The sequence below is a fragment of the Sporolactobacillus sp. THM19-2 genome (assembly GCF_004153195.1).
Taxonomy (GTDB): Bacteria; Bacillota; Bacilli; order Bacillales; family Sporolactobacillaceae; genus Sporolactobacillus.
This window is the reverse complement of the sequence record NZ_SEMC01000002.1, coordinates 128,738-145,126: the sequence shown is the minus strand read 5'-3', so window position 1 is coordinate 145,126 and position 16,389 is coordinate 128,738. Positions and strand designations below refer to the sequence as shown.

Here is a 16,389-nt window from a genome sequence, read left to right as displayed (position 1 = left end):
CAGTCGGAGGGTAGGACATAATCATTAGTGACGGGTGTAATATTGAACGCATCGAGTATTCCGGAACGTATCGAGCGAGCGGGGTCCTTACGGCAGGTCAGGTCGTTCATGACAGCAGATAAACCATTTTTCAGCAGAAATGCATCGCTTTATCGAGCTGATCCGGGTCAGCAGGCGCGCTGTTCTCGCTTGCCCGTGTCCGTTTTCGTCCTGATTATGTCAAACATTCCGAATCAGAGAATTCTGCAGGCCACTTTTTTCTGCTGCCTGAGAAGGTATAAAATATCTTCGGGGAAAAGTTTCCGAAACTATGACTGATGCGTTCCGAAAGCCCTTTCATTCCGCTGGATCATCCGTTCATAATATTTTCCAAACAGAAGACTTTCCGGCCCGGAAAGCGGTGCCATGATGACTTTCCCAAAGGTCTGCAGGGTATGCAGGATGGCGCCACTCAGCTGCGGGACGGTTAAAGCCTGTCCGCTGATTTCTTCAAGGGAGGCCATTGATTCAGGGACCACATTCGGATAGGTGAATTTTGTCTTTTCACCCTTCAGTCCTTTCCGGTAGAAGGACTGGATCAATCGCGCCCGGCTGGAACCGCTTTCAGTGATACACAGATAAATCTGCACGGCAATGCCGCGTTTGACCCGCCGCTGCGAAATGCCGGCAAATTTACGCCCATCCGTACTGAGATCATAACGGCCGGGGCAATAGGATTCTGAAATTTCCCCGGTCCTGAACGGAATGTGGAACGGGTGAAGGACTTTGCTGATAAAATCGACCATTGCCTGGAAGGTTTCATCAATCGTGAGCGGGTGCCTGTTTTCAGAGAAAATCAGTGATAAATTAAGTATGCCGCTGTCGAGAACCACAGCCAGTCCGCCCGAGTTTCTCGTGAGATAACGGTAGCCCGCCCGGCGCAGCACATCGAGTGCCTCGCTCAGATGAGGAAGGCGCGTATCCTGTGTACCCAGCATCACCGTGTTCTGATGAACCCAGAGGCGGGCAGTACAGGGAGAATTTCCCGAACCCACCGATTCGCACAGGGTATCATCCATGGCAAAGGACTGCCGTCCGTCAAACCCATCCCCAAGTGCCGACTGATCAATCACACGCCAGACTTTCTGATCAAGAAGAGACATACCTGACCACACCCTTCATCGTCCTTCTTTTATTATAACAGGTCTGCCCGGGTGAAAAGTGGTAATCGGTCCTCTGCATTGTATCGGCTGGAAAAAAGGTACAGTGGAAGCCGGTCACAATCTCCGGATCGGGCAGAGTGAGAATTCAGCCGGATCCGCAGGGAATTCAGCCAGATCCCCTGATAATTCAGCCGGGTCCGCAGGGAATTCAGCCGATTTCCAAATTATTCAGCCGGATCCCCCGATAATTCAGCCAGCCCGGGAGCTCCGCCAGACCATCTGCTCATCAAGGGTTTCTATTATCATTTATCATATATTAGACAAATATAATTGACATTGATTTTCAACTCATCTAAACTGTAGTTGACAAATGAGAATATTTATCATTTGGGAGAATGGACGATATGAGCCGAGTTTTATGGATTATTGTGACAGCTGTTCTGGCCATCGTCTCACTTTTTGTCGGTGTAGAAGATGTCCCGATTGACGATTTTCTTCATCTGACAAGTGAACAGAAAGATGTGCTGCTGATTTCACGCGTGCCGCGGACGATCAGCATCATCATTGCCGGCGCCGGCATGAGTCTTTGCGGTCTGATCATGCAGCAAATCACGCATAACCGTTTTGTCTCTCCGACGACGGCAGGGACGATGGATGCGGCCAGACTGGGCGTCCTCGTTGCTTTAATGGTTTTTCCTGCTGCAGGTACGCTGAGTAAAATGCTGGTCGCGTTTGTCTTCGCTCTTGCAGGCACCTTTCTTTTTATTGCGATTCTGCAGCGGATTCGGATCAAAGATCCCATTTTTATTCCGCTTGTCGGACTGATGTTTGGTAACATTCTCGGCAGTATCACGACCTTTTTTGCTTATAAAAATAATCTGGTTCAGAACATCGGTACGTGGCTGCAGGGTGATTTCTCTTCTATCCTGCGCGGAAGATATGAATTGCTGTATCTGTCCATCCCGCTGTTCATCATCGCCTGGCTGTATGCCGACCGGTTTACGGCGGCAGGGCTGGGTGAAAGCTTTGCAACGAATATTGGTTTAAACTACCGGGCAACCGTGACAGTCGGTCTGTCCATCGCCGCTTTAATGACGGCGACGGTTCTGCTGACTGTCGGCGCCATCCCGTTTCTCGGGTTGATTGTGCCGAATATTGTCTCCATTTATGCCGGCGATCATCTGCGGCGGGTGATTCCTCTAACCGTGCTTTTCGGTGCCTCCTTCGTTCTCATCTGCGATATTGCTGGACGGCTGATCATCTATCCCTATGAGATATCCATCAGTCTGATGGTCGGCATCATCGGCAGTATTCTGTTTATCTGCCTGCTGGTGAGGAGGCAAAAAGATGCACCGGATCAATAATAAATGGAAAATCACGATTCTGGCTGTTCTGGCTGCTCTTGCCTGCCTGCTGTTTCTTTTTTATCAGATTCGCGGGAGCTGGGCGTTTGTGCTGGAAGAGCGGGGTGTTAAGCTCGCCGCGATGGTCCTGACGGGCACGGCGATTGCCATATCCACGGTTATTTTTCAGACTTTATCGCAAAACCGGATTCTGACCCCGGGGATTATGGGACTTGACTCGCTGTATATGCTTTTTCAGACGATCATTATCTTTTTCGCCGGGTCAGGAAATGCTCTGATTGCCGACAAAAATATCAATTTTATGGCGTCACTGCTCTTGATGATCGCCTTTTCCTTCGTTCTGTATGGTATTCTGTTTGCCCGGGAAGGTGTATCCATCTATTTTATCCTGCTGATCGGCATCGTGTTCGGTACACTGTTCCAGAGCGGGGCTTCATTTATGCAGATGCTGATTAACCCGAATGAGTTTCTGATCGTACAGGGGAAAATGTTTGCCAGTTTCAATGCGGTGAATGACAGCGTTCTGCTTCTGGCAGCCATCGTCCTGGTGCTGTCTCTGATCTATCTTTCTTTTTTCTATAAATATCTCGACGTACTGATTCTCGGCCGTGATCAGGCCATTAATCTCGGTGTGCCTTATTACACCCTCGCACGCCATCTTCTGATTATCGTCTCGATGATGGTCTCCGTTGCGACTGCACTTGTCGGGCCGGTAACTTTTCTCGGCCTGCTGGTGGCCAATCTTGCCATGCAGCTCCTTGGAACATGGCGCCACAGCCAGCTGTTTGCGGCAAGTACGCTGATCAGTATTGCAGCGCTTGTCTTCGGCCAGTGGATAGTGGAGCGGATTCTGACTTTCAGTACGACACTCAGTGTGATGATCAATTTTATTGGCGGCATCTATTTTATCTATCTGCTCATGAAGGAGAGATCGCATGCTTGAAGTCAGACAAGTAACGAAAAAATATCATGACAAAGTGGTTCTTGACTCGATCAATCTGCAGCTGCCGCAGCGAAAAATCACGGCATTTATCGGAGCAAACGGCGCCGGGAAAAGCACCTTGCTCAGCATCATCAGCCGGCTGCTGAAAAAGGATGGCGGTAACGTCCTGATTGACCGGACAGATATCAGCAAATGGAAGAGCCGGGCCCTGTCGCAGAAGCTGGCCATCCTGCGTCAGAGCAATCATATCACGTCACGGCTTTCTGTTGAGGACCTGGTTTCGTTCGGACGCTTTCCGTACGCGCAAGGAAAACTCAGGAAAGAAGATCGCGAAGCGGTTGACCAGGCGCTGGATTATATGGGCCTTACACCGCTCAGGAGCAGATACATCGACGCACTGTCAGGCGGCCAGCAGCAGCGGGCGTACATCGCCATGATTATCGCCCAGGACACCGAATACGTGCTGCTTGACGAACCGCTTAATAATCTTGATATGAAGCACTCTGTGCAAATGATGAAAACATTGAGGAGACTCGTCGATGATTTTGGCAAAACCATTGTCCTCGTCCTTCATGATATCAATTTTGCCTCCTGTTATGCGGACTACATGGTGGGTCTGCGCGGAGGGAAAATTGTCGCCCAGGGACCGGCCGCGGAAATCATGACGGAGAACACATTAAATCAGATTTATGACATGCCGCTGCACATCACTGAGATCAATCACTGCAGGTACTGCCTGTATTTCAAATGATGGAGGAGTTCGAAAGATGAAAAAAATCATAGCTGCTCTCGCTTCACTTCTGCTTCTGCTGACGGTCAGCGCCTGTGGCACAGATGCCGGTGCCGGTGCCGGGAACACCGGTGAGCAGGAGACGATCAAGATTAAAGGTACAAACGGGACGGTTTCTGTTCCCAGACATCCGAAACGGATCGTTGTTCTTGATTATGGCGTACTGGACTCACTTGATAAACTGGGAGCATCCGGTCACATCGTCGGGCTCCCCCGACAGAATGTACCGGCCTATCTGAAGCAGTATGACAGCGATAAATATGCAAACCTGGGCAACCTGAAGGAAGTCGACCTGGAGAAAATCAACAGCCTCGAACCTGACCTGATCATCAGTTCGAACCGGCTGACCGATCTGAATGAGAAATTTGAGAAGATCGCACCCACCCTTCAGCTGACCGTCGACGAAAAAAACTATCTCGATTCGTTTAAAGAAAATACCCTTGAACTGGCCAAAATAGTCGGAAAAACGTCTAAAGCAAAAGCAGAGATAAAAAAGATTGATCAGAAAATTGCCGATCTGAAAGCCAGAGTACCGGAAGATCAGAAGACGCTGACGATCATTGCCAATGAAGGAAAAGCATCCGCATTTGGTTCCGGATCGCGTTACGGATTGATTAATGATCTCTTTGGATTTACCTCTGTTGATTCACATATCGAAGCCTCACCCCACGGTCAGAGCATCTCGACAGAATACATCAGCAAAAAGAATCCGGATTACCTCTTCGTGGTTGACCGGAGTGCCGTGGTGACTCAGAAACCTTCTGCAAAGCAGGTCATTGAAAACGATCTGGTGAAACGGACCTCTGCCTATAAAAACAAACATATTGTTCTTCTGAACCCGGAAGTCTGGTATTTTTCAGGTGGCGGGATCGAATCGCTGAACATCATGATTGATGAAGTGGCGGGTGCAGTGAAGTGAAAAAATGACGGTAACAGGCGGCCGGGGATGCCCGGCCTTTTACTTTGGGAGCGCGTCCGGTGGCGCGGATGGATGCCACAAAACGGATCCGTACGCCTGCCGCATCCCGGTGGAAACAGGAATGATGATTCAAATACGGACCCCCTCCTGCATATGTTTAAGATAACAGTCAGGCAGGGGGGATGGTTCAATGCCATTATTACGTTTTGATCTCATTGAAGGACGCAGCAGGGAAGAAGTGAAACAGTTGCTGGATGCGGCGCACCGGGCGGTCATCCGGGCTTTTGACGTGCCGGCGCGCGATCGTTATCAGATCGTTCATCAGCATCCGGCCCATGAGCTGGTGATCGAGGATAGCGGCCTTGGCTTTTCCCGTTCGAAAGATCTGGTGATCATCAGCATCATCAGCCGGAGGAGAACCATTCACCAGAAAGAAACTCTTTTTCAGTATCTCGCTGAAGAGCTTGAGAAGCACTGCGGCATCCGGGCGGACGATTTGTTCATATCGATTGTTGAAAACGGTGTCAGTGACTGGAGCTTCGGACGCGGCGAAGCTCAGTTTCTGACAGGAAAACTGTGATGGAATGGATGCACGGTCATCTGACGGAAAAATGAATTTGTCTGTGTCCTCTGTCATTCCCTTAAGCCCTGTTTTCGAATAAAATATAAAAAATATATTCTTTCTTGTATTCTTAAATAGACAGCAGGGAGGCAGACAGGAAATGATTCGGCGGCTCACGGAAAAAGACAGAGAAACAGTTTTAGCGTACGCAGGTAAACGCCCGGCAGAGAACCTGTTTATTATCGGGGACATCGAGGCGTTCGGTTTTAACAGTGATGTCGTGACGGTATGGGGTGATTTTGATCAGAATGGGGCACTGGCATCCATCATGCTCCGGTACCGTGAAAACTATATCCCGTATGCAGAAGATCCGGAGCGGCTGGACGGTGAAGCCTGGGGCAGGATCCTCCGGCAGGACAGCCGGATGAACATGGTCTCCGGTATCGAAGAATATGCTGCCGGAATTCTGCCGTTTGCAGGACGTTCGGTGAAAAGCAGGAAAGTCTGTTATTATGCCAGGCGTCCTCTCGGCAGGCCGGTCAACCGGGAGCTTTCCGGCATGGAAGTGAAGATGCTGTTCCCTGAGGAGGCTGACCGGATCATTGCACTGCGTAGGGAGATCGCTGAATTCACCGGGACAACAGACGAGCGCCCCGAAGTACTGCGTGAGAACATGGAAAAGGGCATTTCACGTACCTTTTATATTGAAAAAAATGATGAGCCGGTCAGTGCGGTGTCGACCACGGCTGAAACAGGACAGGCTGCGATGATTATCGGCGTCTGTACACGAAAAGACTGGGAACACCGCGGCCTTGCAACAAAGTGTCTGACGAAACTGATCGGCGTCCTGCAGGCTGAGCACAAGGAACCCTGTCTTTTCTATACGAATCCCGCGGCCGGAAGGATTTATAAAAAGCTTGGTTTTATTGATATTGGAAAATGGATGATGGCCGGATTCTGACGGGTGGGGTCGTCTGCTGCCTGACAGGGCGGTTTTTTTTTTCACATGATATGAAATAAAATATCTTAATAAATAATATAAAGAGAAAATATTATTCTTTAAAAACCATCCTGCGGGTGCAAGCTGATCAACATAAAAACTTATGTATGGGGATTTTAAGTATATTATAAAAAAATAATTTTGATTTAATCGCTTACATGGTATAAAATATATTTGCAAACGTTTTAAGGGGGATGAATCATGAGCAAAGTAGATTACGCCCGGCTTGCGGATGATATTGTGGCCAATGTCGGGGGTAAAGATAATGTGACTTCTCTGGTTCACTGTGCGACACGGCTCAGGTTCAGACTGAAGGATCATGCTAAAGCAAATAAGGAAGCACTTGAAGAGTTACCGCTGGTCCTGTCGGCAGTGAGTGCCGGCGGTCAGTACCAGGTCGTCATCGGAGACAAGGTGGTTCCTGTATTTGATGCCATTATGGACAAGTACCATTTCAAGGCCAGTGACAGTGATACAGCAACAACCGCCGAAAGTGAAAACGGCTCTGGTTCGGATACACCGCAGAAGAAAGAAAGTCCGTTTGAAAAGTTTATTGCCGTTTTATCCGGCATTTTTACACCATTTATTTCTGTTCTGGCCGGTGCGGGCGTCATGAAGGGACTTGCCATTCTCATTTCTACCTTTCACTGGCTGCCCCTCAGCTCGCCCATTTACATCATCATTAACACACTTGCCAGCGGGATTCTGACGCTGCTGCCTATTTTCATTGCTATCACGGCTGCAGATAAATTCAACACGAATCGCTATATTGCTGTTGCACTCGCCTGCGCGATGATCTATCCGCTGACCGACCGGGCGATTCCGGAGGTGGCCCATCTCGGCAGTTATGCAGTTGAATTTAAAACCTATGGCGGGGCTGTCATCCCGACAATCCTTGCAATCTGGCTTGAAAGCTACGTCGAGCGCTGGTTTAAAAAACATCTTCCGGCGGTCACCCAGCTGGTCTTTGTCCCGTTTCTGACGTTGATCGTTGCCGGTCTTCTGACTTTCCTGATCATTGGACCGCTTGGTAACCTGCTCGGTCAGGGTCTGGCCAATGGTTACAGATTTCTGTATGACCTGAGCCCGGCGATTGCCGGCGGGATTCTCGGCGGGACCTGGCAGATCTTTGTCATTTTCGGTCTGCACTGGGGCATTCTGCCGCTGTCCATCGTGAATATTGATACCTATGGATTTGATACCCTGCTTGCCGTGATGTTCGTCACTGTTTATGCCCAGTTTGGTGCCGTTACCGGAGCGGCTTTCCGGGCGAAAAAAGCGAAAAACAAGGGTATCGCTTTTTCCGCGGCCGTCAGCGGGTTCTTCGGGATTACGGAACCGGCCATCTACGGGATCAACCTGAAGTATAAAAAAGCCTTTATTTTCGGCCTGATCGGCGGAGCAGTCGGCGGCGTGATTGTTGGCCTTACCGGAATCCGGGTCTTTCAGTATTCGCCAATTATGAATATCTTTGAGCTGCCGCTTTTCGTTGGTCCGAATTCCAGCATGTGGCTCGGTCTTCTGGCTGCTTGTGTAGCCTGGCTGGTTTCGTTTTTACTCACTGTTTTGTTTGGATTTAATGAAAGCAATTCAGAGAAGCTTTTTGCCGGAGTGACTTCCGGGAAAAAGAGCCTGACCGAGAAAAAATCGGCTGCTGTTGCCGCAAAGCTTGGCGACGCAGATCGTGAAGCAGCTGCTGCTGATACGGAAGAACCGTCTGTCGACACAACCGGATTGCAGCTTGCAGATACGGTTTACAGTCCTCTGGGCGGTCAGGCCGTTCCGCTCAAGCGTGTGAGCGATCCGGTATTCAGCTCTGAGGCGATGGGCAAGGGCGTCGGCATCATCCCGTCCGAGGGAAAAGTAGTCTCTCCGGTTGACGGAGAAGTGACCGTCGCCTATCCGACCGGCCATGCCTGGGGGATCAAATCGGATAACGGCGCTGAAGCCCTGATTCACATTGGTATTAATACCGTGAAGCTGAATGGCAAATATTTCGAGCCGAAAGTGAAGAACGGCACGAAAGTGCATAAAGGTGATCTTCTGGTCACTTTCGAACCCGATAAAATTAAAGAAGCCGGATATGATACCACAACGATGGTTATCATCACGAATACAAACACCTATGCCGCAGTGGCTCCGATATACGGGAACACGTCGGCCGGTGATGAATCGATCAAACTGTATAAAAAATAAAAGAAGCAAAAAAAAGCCGCGGCATGCATGCCGCGGCTTTTTTCAGTATAAAACAGAAAGTCAAGCGTCCATCGTCTGAGCCCAATTTTTCAGGCTGGCCCGGCAATCGATGCAGAAAAAAACAGCGTACCGGAAAAACCGATACGCAGAAATATGAGACCCTTAAAAGATGAATCAGTTTGCTGCAGTGGGTGTGGTGTGAACCGCCGATTTTTTCCCATCGGCGGTTTTCTTACCTGCCCACCAGGATGCAAGAAGCGAGCCGGACATGTTGTGCCAGACGCTGAACAGAGTTCCGGGTATGGCCGCAACCGGCGTGAAGAAAGCCATCGCCAGGGTGACGCCCAGAGCCGAGTTCTGCATGCCGACTTCGAATGTAATCGCACGGCTTTTCGCATGATTCATGCCGAGCAGTCGGCTGAACAGAAACCCCAGACCAAACCCCAGCAGATTATGCAGGATAATAACCGGAATCAGAACAAGCGTGCCGACGGCAAAAAGTCGGGTGTTGTTGGCAGCGACGACACCGCCGGCAATCAGGATGATCGATACGGTTGACACCAGCGGCAGGGCTTTGGTGACCTGCTGAACTTTATTGCCGAAGAACGTATTGACCAGCACTCCGAGGACAATGGGAATGATAACGATTTCCACGACACTGAGGAACAGCGATGCAGCCGGGATGCTGACCCAGCGCCCGGCAAGCAGCCAGAGCAGAAGCGGCAGCATGACCGGTGCGATAAATGTTGAGACAGCGCCGATCGAAACGCCGAGCGCAACATCTCCTTTGGCCAGGTAGCACATGACATTGGATGCGGTACCGCTTGGACAGCAGCCGACGAGAATCACGCCGACCGCGACAGGACCCGGCAGTTGAAAAATGTAGCATAATCCGAATGCGACCAGCGGCATGATCAGGTAGTGGGCACAGACCCCGACGATGACATCTTTCGGCCGTTTGAAAACGGCGGCGAAGTCAGAACGTTTCAGAGTCATACCCATCCCGAACATAATGATACCCAGTAAATAAGAAACATAAGGGAGGACCCAGGTAATCAGCCCGGGCTGAAAATAACTGACAACAGCAGCAGCCAGAACAAACAAGGCAAAGTATCGTCCCAGAAAATGTCCGGCAGAAACAACCCATCTCAATGACTTCAATCCCTTCTGTTTGTGTATATCCCTTTTCTCTTTTGTGTATATCCTTTTTCTCTATTGATGAACTCTGAATATCGGCGGATAGCCGGTCAGTGAATCGGGTTCACGATATCCAAATGACCTCACTTAACAGGTTCAGCAGCTTCTTCCGCCTTTGTCCAGGCTTCCGGCAGCCGCATCACCCCGCCGGTATGTGCGGATGTGACAAGCGCGGCGTAACGGGCAAGATAGCCGGTCCGCACTTTCGGGACAAACGGTTTCACGTGCTTCCGGCGTTCAGCCAGTTCATCATCGGAAACAGCGAGCCGGATTGTACGGTTGACCAGATCAATGGTTACTGTATCGCCGTCATGAACGAGGGCAATCGGGCCGCCTGATGCCGCTTCAGGTGAGATATGACCGACAGATATCCCGCGGGTTGCACCGGAAAAGCGCCCATCCGTGATCAGGGCCACGTCTTTGCCCAGTCCGCGGCCGACAATCGATGAAGTCGGAGCAAGCATTTCCGGCATGCCCGGTCCGCCTTTTGGTCCTTCATATCTGATGACTACAACATGACCTTTTCGGACGGTATGATTGTCAATGGCTTTGACTGCCTCATCATGTGAATTGAAGCAGATCGCTTTGCCGGTAAATACTTTTACGGAAGGGTCGACCCCGCCGACTTTGATGACGGCGCCTTTTGGTGCCAGATTACCGGACAATACGGAAAGACCCCCGGTTTTTCTGTAGGCATTTGAGAGCGGATGGATCACTTTCTGGTTTTTGATTTCAGCGTCTGCTGTATTTTCGCGGATTGTATGACCGGAGACCGTCAGCCTGTCGGGATGGACGACGCCGCCCATATCAACCAGTGTTTTGATAATGGCCGAGATGCCGCCGGCTTCGTGTACATCGTGCATCGAGAAGGCGGAGCTGGGGGCAATTTTCGCCAGATAAGGCACCTTTTCAGCAATCTGATTGATCCGGTTCAGATCATAATCAATGCCGGCTTCCGAGGCAACGGCGAGCATGTGGAGAACGGTGTTGGTCGAGCCGCCCATAGCCATGTCAAGGGCAAAGGCGTCATCCAGCGCCTGGCGTGTGATGAGGTCGCGGGGCCGGACGTTGTTTTTCACCAGATCCATCAGCCTGAAAGCCGACTTTCTGACCAGATCGCGTCGGTCTTCAGAGGTGGCAAGCGTTGTCCCGTTACCGGGAAGCGCGACGCCAAGCATCTCCATCAGACTGTTCATCGAGTTCGCGGTAAACATGCCGGAACAGGACCCGCAGGACGGACAGGCTGAGGATTCAATGTCGAGGAATTTTTCTTTCGTGATCTGCCCTTCTTTAAAAGCGCCGAGTCCCTCAAATACGGATGACAGCGTCAGGGCTTTACCATCGGCCGACAGTCCGGCCTTCATCGGTCCGCCGGAACAGAAGATGGCGGGGACATTGGTTCGCACGGAAGCCATCAGCATCCCCGGTGTGATTTTGTCACAGTTTGGCATGTAAAAGACGCCGTCAAACCAGTGGGCGTTGATCATCGTTTCTGCAGAATCGGCAATCAGCTCGCGGCTTGGCAGGGAATAGCGCATCCCGATGTGCCCCATGGCGATGCCGTCATCAACAGCAATGGTATTGAATTCAAACGGAATACCCCCCGCCTCACGGATGGCCTTTTTGGCGACGTCTGCCAGTTCACGCAGATGGACGTGCCCGGGGACAATATCGACGTAGGAATTGCACACGGCGATGAACGGTTTCTGCATATCTTCAGCATTTTTAACCACTCCGGTTGCGCGCAGCAGGCTGCGGGCCGGTGCTCTGTCTAATCCCTTCTTGATTTCGTCACTCCTCAATGATTCTTCATCCCTTCTGTTTTTTTTTGAGGATAAATAAGAGGCTCCTGTCCGATGTGACGAACAGGAGCCTCTTTCCGGATCCCGTTCGATGCTAACCAGGACCCGAACAATCGTTAAATTTTTCAACGATTGCCAGGGCCCTGGGTAATAATCAAAATATTTAATTCGCGGCTGTCGAACGGAAACAGCATCGGAATAACCTCTTTACTTAAAATTTTTAAAAAATTTTGTAACGTCAATATAACACCACTGAAATCACTTGTCAACGAGGAATATTTTTTGGGGGCAATCGGTTCCTTTTCTTTCAATAAAGGGCCCGCAAGAAAAGCAGAAAAAGTCTGACAAAGGGGTTGACGGAATTTTCAATGCCTATTATTATTTAAGTCACAACGAAAAAAGGTCAGTCAATGGACCGATGAAAAAAACGATGACGGGGAATAAATCAGCGAGGCAGAAGCGCCAAGAGAGCCGGCGGAGGGTGGAAAGCCGGCCGTTCTCCCGCTGATGAACTCACCTCCGAGCGTCTGTCTGAAAGACTTGAGGTAGGGCAGACCGGGTGTTCCAGACACTCGTTAAGAAAAAGACATCCGCTGTGATGTTGCTGAGCCGGTATTTTGAAAAAAGTACCGAAAGCTGGGTGGTACCGTGAAAAGAAGCCTTTTCGCCCCTGCATGACCGGTTGGATCCGGTCCGGGGTGAAGGGCTTTTTTTTATATATAAATTACAGAAAGAGACCTTACGAAAACAAATCAGAATGAGAGAGGAGTACGAAAAATGGAAAAGGTTGAAATTTACGACACGACGCTCCGTGACGGGGAACAGTCACCGGGCTGCAGTCTGACACACGATGAAAAAATGCAGGTGGCAAAACAGCTGGAACGGCTTGGTGTCGATGTGATTGAAGCCGGGTTCCCGGCTTCATCTCCGGACGATTTCAAAGCCGTTCAGGCGATTGCAGGTGCTGTCAGGCACAGTACGGTAACGGGCCTCGCCCGATGCGTCAGGCGGGATATTGATGCATGCCGGGAAGCACTGAAAAACACAGAGAACCCGCGCATTCATGTATTTGTCGCGACGTCTCCGGTTCATATGGCCAGTAAACTGAAAAAGAAGCCGGAAGAAGTGCTTGAAATGGCCGTTGAATCGGTGAAATATGCCGGACGCTTTTTCCCGCAGATTGAATTCTCGGCGGAGGACGCCTCCCGGAGTGATCCGGCCTTTCTCGCAAAAGTAGTGGACGCGGCAATCCGTGCCGGTGCGACGGTGATTAATCTGCCGGATACAGTGGGCTACGCCACACCTGAGGAATTCGGCGGGATGTTCCGGTATATCAGAGACCATGTTTCAGCAAGCGACCGAGTGCGCTTCTCCTGCCACTGCCATAACGATCTTGGCATGGCAACAGCCAATACGCTGGCAGCAGTAGAAGCCGGTGCCCGTCAGGTGGAATGTACGGTGAATGGTGTGGGAGAGCGTGCGGGCAATGTGGCCCTGGAAGAAGTCGGCGTGGCGCTTCATGTACGCAAGGATGTGTTCCATACAGATACCCGGATGAATCTGAAAGAAATCACGCGGACGAGCCGCCTGGTCAGTAAGCTGATGCACAGTCCGGTGCAGGCAAATAAGGCGATTGTCGGCGCCAATGCCTTCGCCCATGAAGCCGGCATCCATCAGGACGGGGTACTGAAAAATCCGAAAACTTATGAGATTATGTCACCCTCAATGATTGGTCTCGACCGGACGCGGCTTGTTCTTGGCAAACATTCGGGCCGGCATGCGCTTGTGGAAAAGGCGGAGGAGCTTGGCATTCACATTCCGGCGGAACAGGTCAACACCTGCTTCAAAGCATTTAAGAAACTGGCGGACAGGAAGAAAACCGTATCGGATACCGATCTCATAGACCTGTTCCGGGGCGGACGTTCGACCGCTTCCATGTGAGTATCGAAAGGAGTATGAACATGACAAAAACTATTACCGTTCTGCCCGGTGACGGGATCGGTCCGGAAGTTACGGATGCAGCAGTCCGGGTGCTGAAACACATTTTTGATCACAGCAGGACGGACGTGCGTTTTGTGGAAAAGCGGATTGGCGGCGCAGCGATTGAGGCCGACGGGACCCCGCTGCCGCAGGAAACCATCGCGCAGTGCCGGAAGAGCAATGCCGTCCTGCTTGGCGCGGTCGGCGGACCGAAATGGGCCGGCATGGCAGCGAAAATGCGCCCGGAACAGGGCCTGCTCGGCATCCGCAAGGCACTGGGGCTGTTTGCCAATATCCGGCCGGCCAGAACCTTTGCTCCGCTGATTGATGCATCCCCTTTGAAAGCTTCCCGTGTCGCCGGCGTGGATTTTGTGATTGTCCGCGAACTGACGGGCGGATTGTATTTCGGAAAACCGAGCGAACGCCGCGGCCCAAACCATGAACAGGTGGTTGATACATTGGCCTACAGTGCAGATGAGATCGAACGGGTGGTCGAAACAGCGTTTCAGATGGCGGAAAAAAGGCGAAGGAAACTGACTTCGGTCGATAAGGCGAATGTCCTCGAATCTAGCCGGATGTGGCGGGAAATCGTCAATCGGGTCGCAAAGAGGCATCCGGATGTCGCCGTCACCCATGCCCTTGTCGACTCCACAGCGATGCAGCTGATTGCCTGTCCCGCACAGTTTGATGTCATCGTTACGGAGAACATGTTCGGCGACATTTTAAGTGATGAAGCTTCGATGATTACCGGTTCGCTGGGCATGCTGCCGTCGGCCAGCCTGCGTACGGATCAGCTCGGACTCTATGAACCGGTTCACGGATCGGCTCCGGACATCGCCGGGCGCGGGGTGGCGAACCCGCTCGCCACCATCCTGTCAGCTGCTTTCCTGCTGCGGTACTCACTGGACAGGGCGCATGAAGCCGGTCAGATTGAACGCGCGGTGGATACCGTACTGGCACGTGGTTATCATACACCGGATCTGAAAATCAGCGGTGAGGCGCTTGATACCGCGGGGATGACGGATCAGGTCATCTCCGCGCTGGATGAGGTATTCGTGAAAGAAAAGGGGGAAATGAAAGCATGAAGCCGCAAACGCTTGCCACAAAAATCTGGGAAAAACATCTGGTCTATAGAGAGGAAGGAACACCTGATCTGCTGTATATCGACCTTCATCTGCTGCACGAGGTCACCTCCCCTCAGGCCTTTGAAGGATTGCGGATCAATCACCGGGTCCCGCGACGTCCCAAGCTGACTTTTGCCACCGTCGACCATAACGTGCCGACGACCGGCAACCGGGAAACAAAAGACCCGTTCTCAGGCGCGCAGATCCGGACGCTTGAGAAAAACTGCCGCGATTTCGGCATTAAGCTGGCGGACATTCACAGTCCAAATCAGGGGATTGTCCATGTCATCGGTCCGCAGCTCGGACTGACTCAGCCGGGAAAAACGATTGTCTGCGGTGACAGCCACACCTCGACACATGGCGCTTTTGGTGCCCTTGCTTTTGGCATTGGAACGAGCGAAGTGGAGCATGTGCTTGCCACACAGACGATCTGGCAGAGTCGCCCGAAAACCATGCAGATCAAAGTCAATGGCCGGCTGGGAATCGGCGCCGGCGCGAAGGATTTGATTCTGGCCATTATCGCAAAATATGGGATCGATGTCGGGACCGGCTACATTGTGGAATATACCGGGGAGGCGATTCACCATCTGTCTATGGAAGAGCGGATGACCGTCTGCAACATGTCGATCGAAGCCGGGGCACGTGCCGGTCTGATCAGCCCTGATCAGACCACCGTCGACTATCTGCGGAACCGGCCTTTTGTGCCGAAAGGGGAAGCCTTTGAAAAAGCGGCGAAGGACTGGCTCGCGCTGGCGACGGATGAAGGCGCGGAATATGACAGGACCATAGAAATCGATGCAGGTAAAATCAGGCCGCAGGTCACCTGGGGAACCAATCCGTCAATGGGGGCTTCGATTGACGACGTCGTGCCTGATCCGGCAACATTTACTACCGAAGAAAAAAGGGATGCCGCCAGGAGGGCGCTTTCCTACATGGGCCTTCAGCCGGGTACGCCGATCCGGGATATTCCGATTGATGTCGTTTTTATCGGTTCGTGCACCAACTCCCGTTTCAGCGATCTCCGCCAGGCGGCGGAAGTGGTGCGCGGGCATCACGTGCATCAGGGCGTGCGTGCACTTGTCGTTCCCGGATCTCAGGAAATCAGGAAGCAGGCCGAAGAGGCGGGGCTGGATCAGATCTTTATTGACGCAGGATTCGAGTGGCGCCAGTCCGGATGCAGCATGTGCCTGGCGATGAACGACGATGTGGTTCCGGCTGGGAAACGCTGCGCGTCAACATCGAACCGGAACTTTGAAGGACGCCAGGGTGCCGGCTCGCGAACTCATCTGGTCAGTCCGGCCATGGCCGCAGCGGCAGCAATCGCCGGTCATTTTGTCGATGTCCGGGAATTTGCAGGAGTCAGATAACGG

The 16,389-nt window shown here is 51.7% G+C and carries 14 protein-coding genes; 10 read left to right on the top strand and 4 right to left on the bottom strand.

The genetic code is table 11. The features are described 5' to 3' along the window. Nucleotides 1-308: 308 nt before the first annotated feature. Nucleotides 309-1,142 (bottom strand): lipoate--protein ligase family protein, encoded by an 834-nt coding sequence (locus EWH91_RS02545; RefSeq protein WP_129928451.1) that lies wholly within the window; start codon nt 1,140-1,142, stop codon nt 309-311. 404 nt (nt 1,143-1,546) lie between these two features. On the opposite strand from EWH91_RS02545, the gene EWH91_RS02540 reads away from it, so the two are divergent. The 7 genes from EWH91_RS02540 to EWH91_RS02510 all read left to right on the top strand — a co-directional run bounded on the left by EWH91_RS02540 (nt 1,547) and on the right by EWH91_RS02510 (nt 8,916). Beyond that, the gene (locus EWH91_RS02540; protein WP_129928450.1) at nt 1,547-2,506 is read left to right on the top strand and encodes an ABC transporter permease; all 960 of its coding nucleotides are present in this window, start codon (nt 1,547-1,549) and stop codon (nt 2,504-2,506) included. Then, nucleotides 2,499-3,449 (top strand): iron chelate uptake ABC transporter family permease subunit, encoded by a 951-nt coding sequence (locus EWH91_RS02535; RefSeq protein WP_129928618.1) that lies wholly within the window; start codon nt 2,499-2,501, stop codon nt 3,447-3,449. Before EWH91_RS02540 ends, EWH91_RS02535 begins: the two co-directional genes overlap by 8 nt. Then, nucleotides 3,442-4,200: an iron ABC transporter ATP-binding protein gene (locus tag EWH91_RS02530; protein WP_129928449.1), complete on the top strand. Its 759-nt coding sequence runs from the start codon at nt 3,442-3,444 to the stop codon at nt 4,198-4,200. Before EWH91_RS02535 ends, EWH91_RS02530 begins: the two co-directional genes overlap by 8 nt. 16 nt (nt 4,201-4,216) lie before the next feature. Then, a complete protein-coding gene (locus tag EWH91_RS02525; RefSeq protein ID WP_129928448.1) occupies nt 4,217-5,158 on the top strand; it encodes a siderophore ABC transporter substrate-binding protein in 942 nt (313 codons plus the stop codon). A 190-nt stretch (nt 5,159-5,348) separates the two neighbouring features. After that, nucleotides 5,349-5,738 carry a tautomerase family protein gene (locus EWH91_RS02520; RefSeq protein WP_129928447.1) on the top strand — a complete coding sequence of 130 codons (390 nt, stop codon included), beginning with the start codon at nt 5,349-5,351 and terminating at the stop codon, nt 5,736-5,738. 142 nt (nt 5,739-5,880) lie between these two features. Further along, nucleotides 5,881-6,681 carry a GNAT family N-acetyltransferase gene (locus EWH91_RS02515; protein WP_129928446.1) on the top strand — a complete coding sequence of 267 codons (801 nt, stop codon included), beginning with the start codon at nt 5,881-5,883 and terminating at the stop codon, nt 6,679-6,681. Between the two features lie 240 nt (nt 6,682-6,921). Next, nucleotides 6,922-8,916 carry a beta-glucoside-specific PTS transporter subunit IIABC gene (locus EWH91_RS02510; RefSeq protein ID WP_129928445.1) on the top strand — a complete coding sequence of 665 codons (1,995 nt, stop codon included), beginning with the start codon at nt 6,922-6,924 and terminating at the stop codon, nt 8,914-8,916. Nucleotides 8,917-9,090: 174 nt separating this feature from the next. Here the strand turns inward: EWH91_RS02510 and EWH91_RS02505 are convergent, their stop codons facing one another. The 3 genes from EWH91_RS02505 to EWH91_RS02495 all read right to left on the bottom strand — a co-directional run bounded on the left by EWH91_RS02505 (nt 9,091) and on the right by EWH91_RS02495 (nt 12,226). Continuing rightward, nucleotides 9,091-10,068, bottom strand: a complete 978-nt coding sequence (locus tag EWH91_RS02505) for a bile acid:sodium symporter family protein (protein WP_129928444.1) — start codon at nt 10,066-10,068, stop codon at nt 9,091-9,093. 128 nt (nt 10,069-10,196) lie between these two features. Then, nucleotides 10,197-11,915, bottom strand: a complete 1,719-nt coding sequence (gene ilvD / locus EWH91_RS02500) for a dihydroxy-acid dehydratase (protein ID WP_129928443.1) — start codon at nt 11,913-11,915, stop codon at nt 10,197-10,199. Nucleotides 11,916-12,040: 125 nt separating this feature from the next. Further along, nucleotides 12,041-12,226: a hypothetical protein gene (locus EWH91_RS02495; RefSeq protein ID WP_129928442.1), complete on the bottom strand. Its 186-nt coding sequence runs from the start codon at nt 12,224-12,226 to the stop codon at nt 12,041-12,043. Nucleotides 12,227-12,692: 466 nt separating this feature from the next. Between EWH91_RS02495 and EWH91_RS02490 the strand changes: the two genes are divergently transcribed. From EWH91_RS02490 to leuC, 3 genes are read left to right on the top strand one after another with little or no spacing between them, the layout of a single operon-like run. Continuing rightward, the gene (locus EWH91_RS02490) at nt 12,693-13,856 is read left to right on the top strand and encodes a 2-isopropylmalate synthase (protein ID WP_129928441.1); all 1,164 of its coding nucleotides are present in this window, start codon (nt 12,693-12,695) and stop codon (nt 13,854-13,856) included. 20 nt (nt 13,857-13,876) lie between these two features. Next, nucleotides 13,877-14,980: a 3-isopropylmalate dehydrogenase gene (gene leuB / locus EWH91_RS02485; RefSeq protein WP_129928440.1), complete on the top strand. Its 1,104-nt coding sequence runs from the start codon at nt 13,877-13,879 to the stop codon at nt 14,978-14,980. Next, nucleotides 14,977-16,386, top strand: a complete 1,410-nt coding sequence (gene leuC / locus EWH91_RS02480) for a 3-isopropylmalate dehydratase large subunit (RefSeq protein WP_129928439.1) — start codon at nt 14,977-14,979, stop codon at nt 16,384-16,386. The genes leuB and leuC overlap by 4 nt, the downstream gene beginning before the upstream one ends. Nucleotides 16,387-16,389 lie beyond the last annotated feature (3 nt).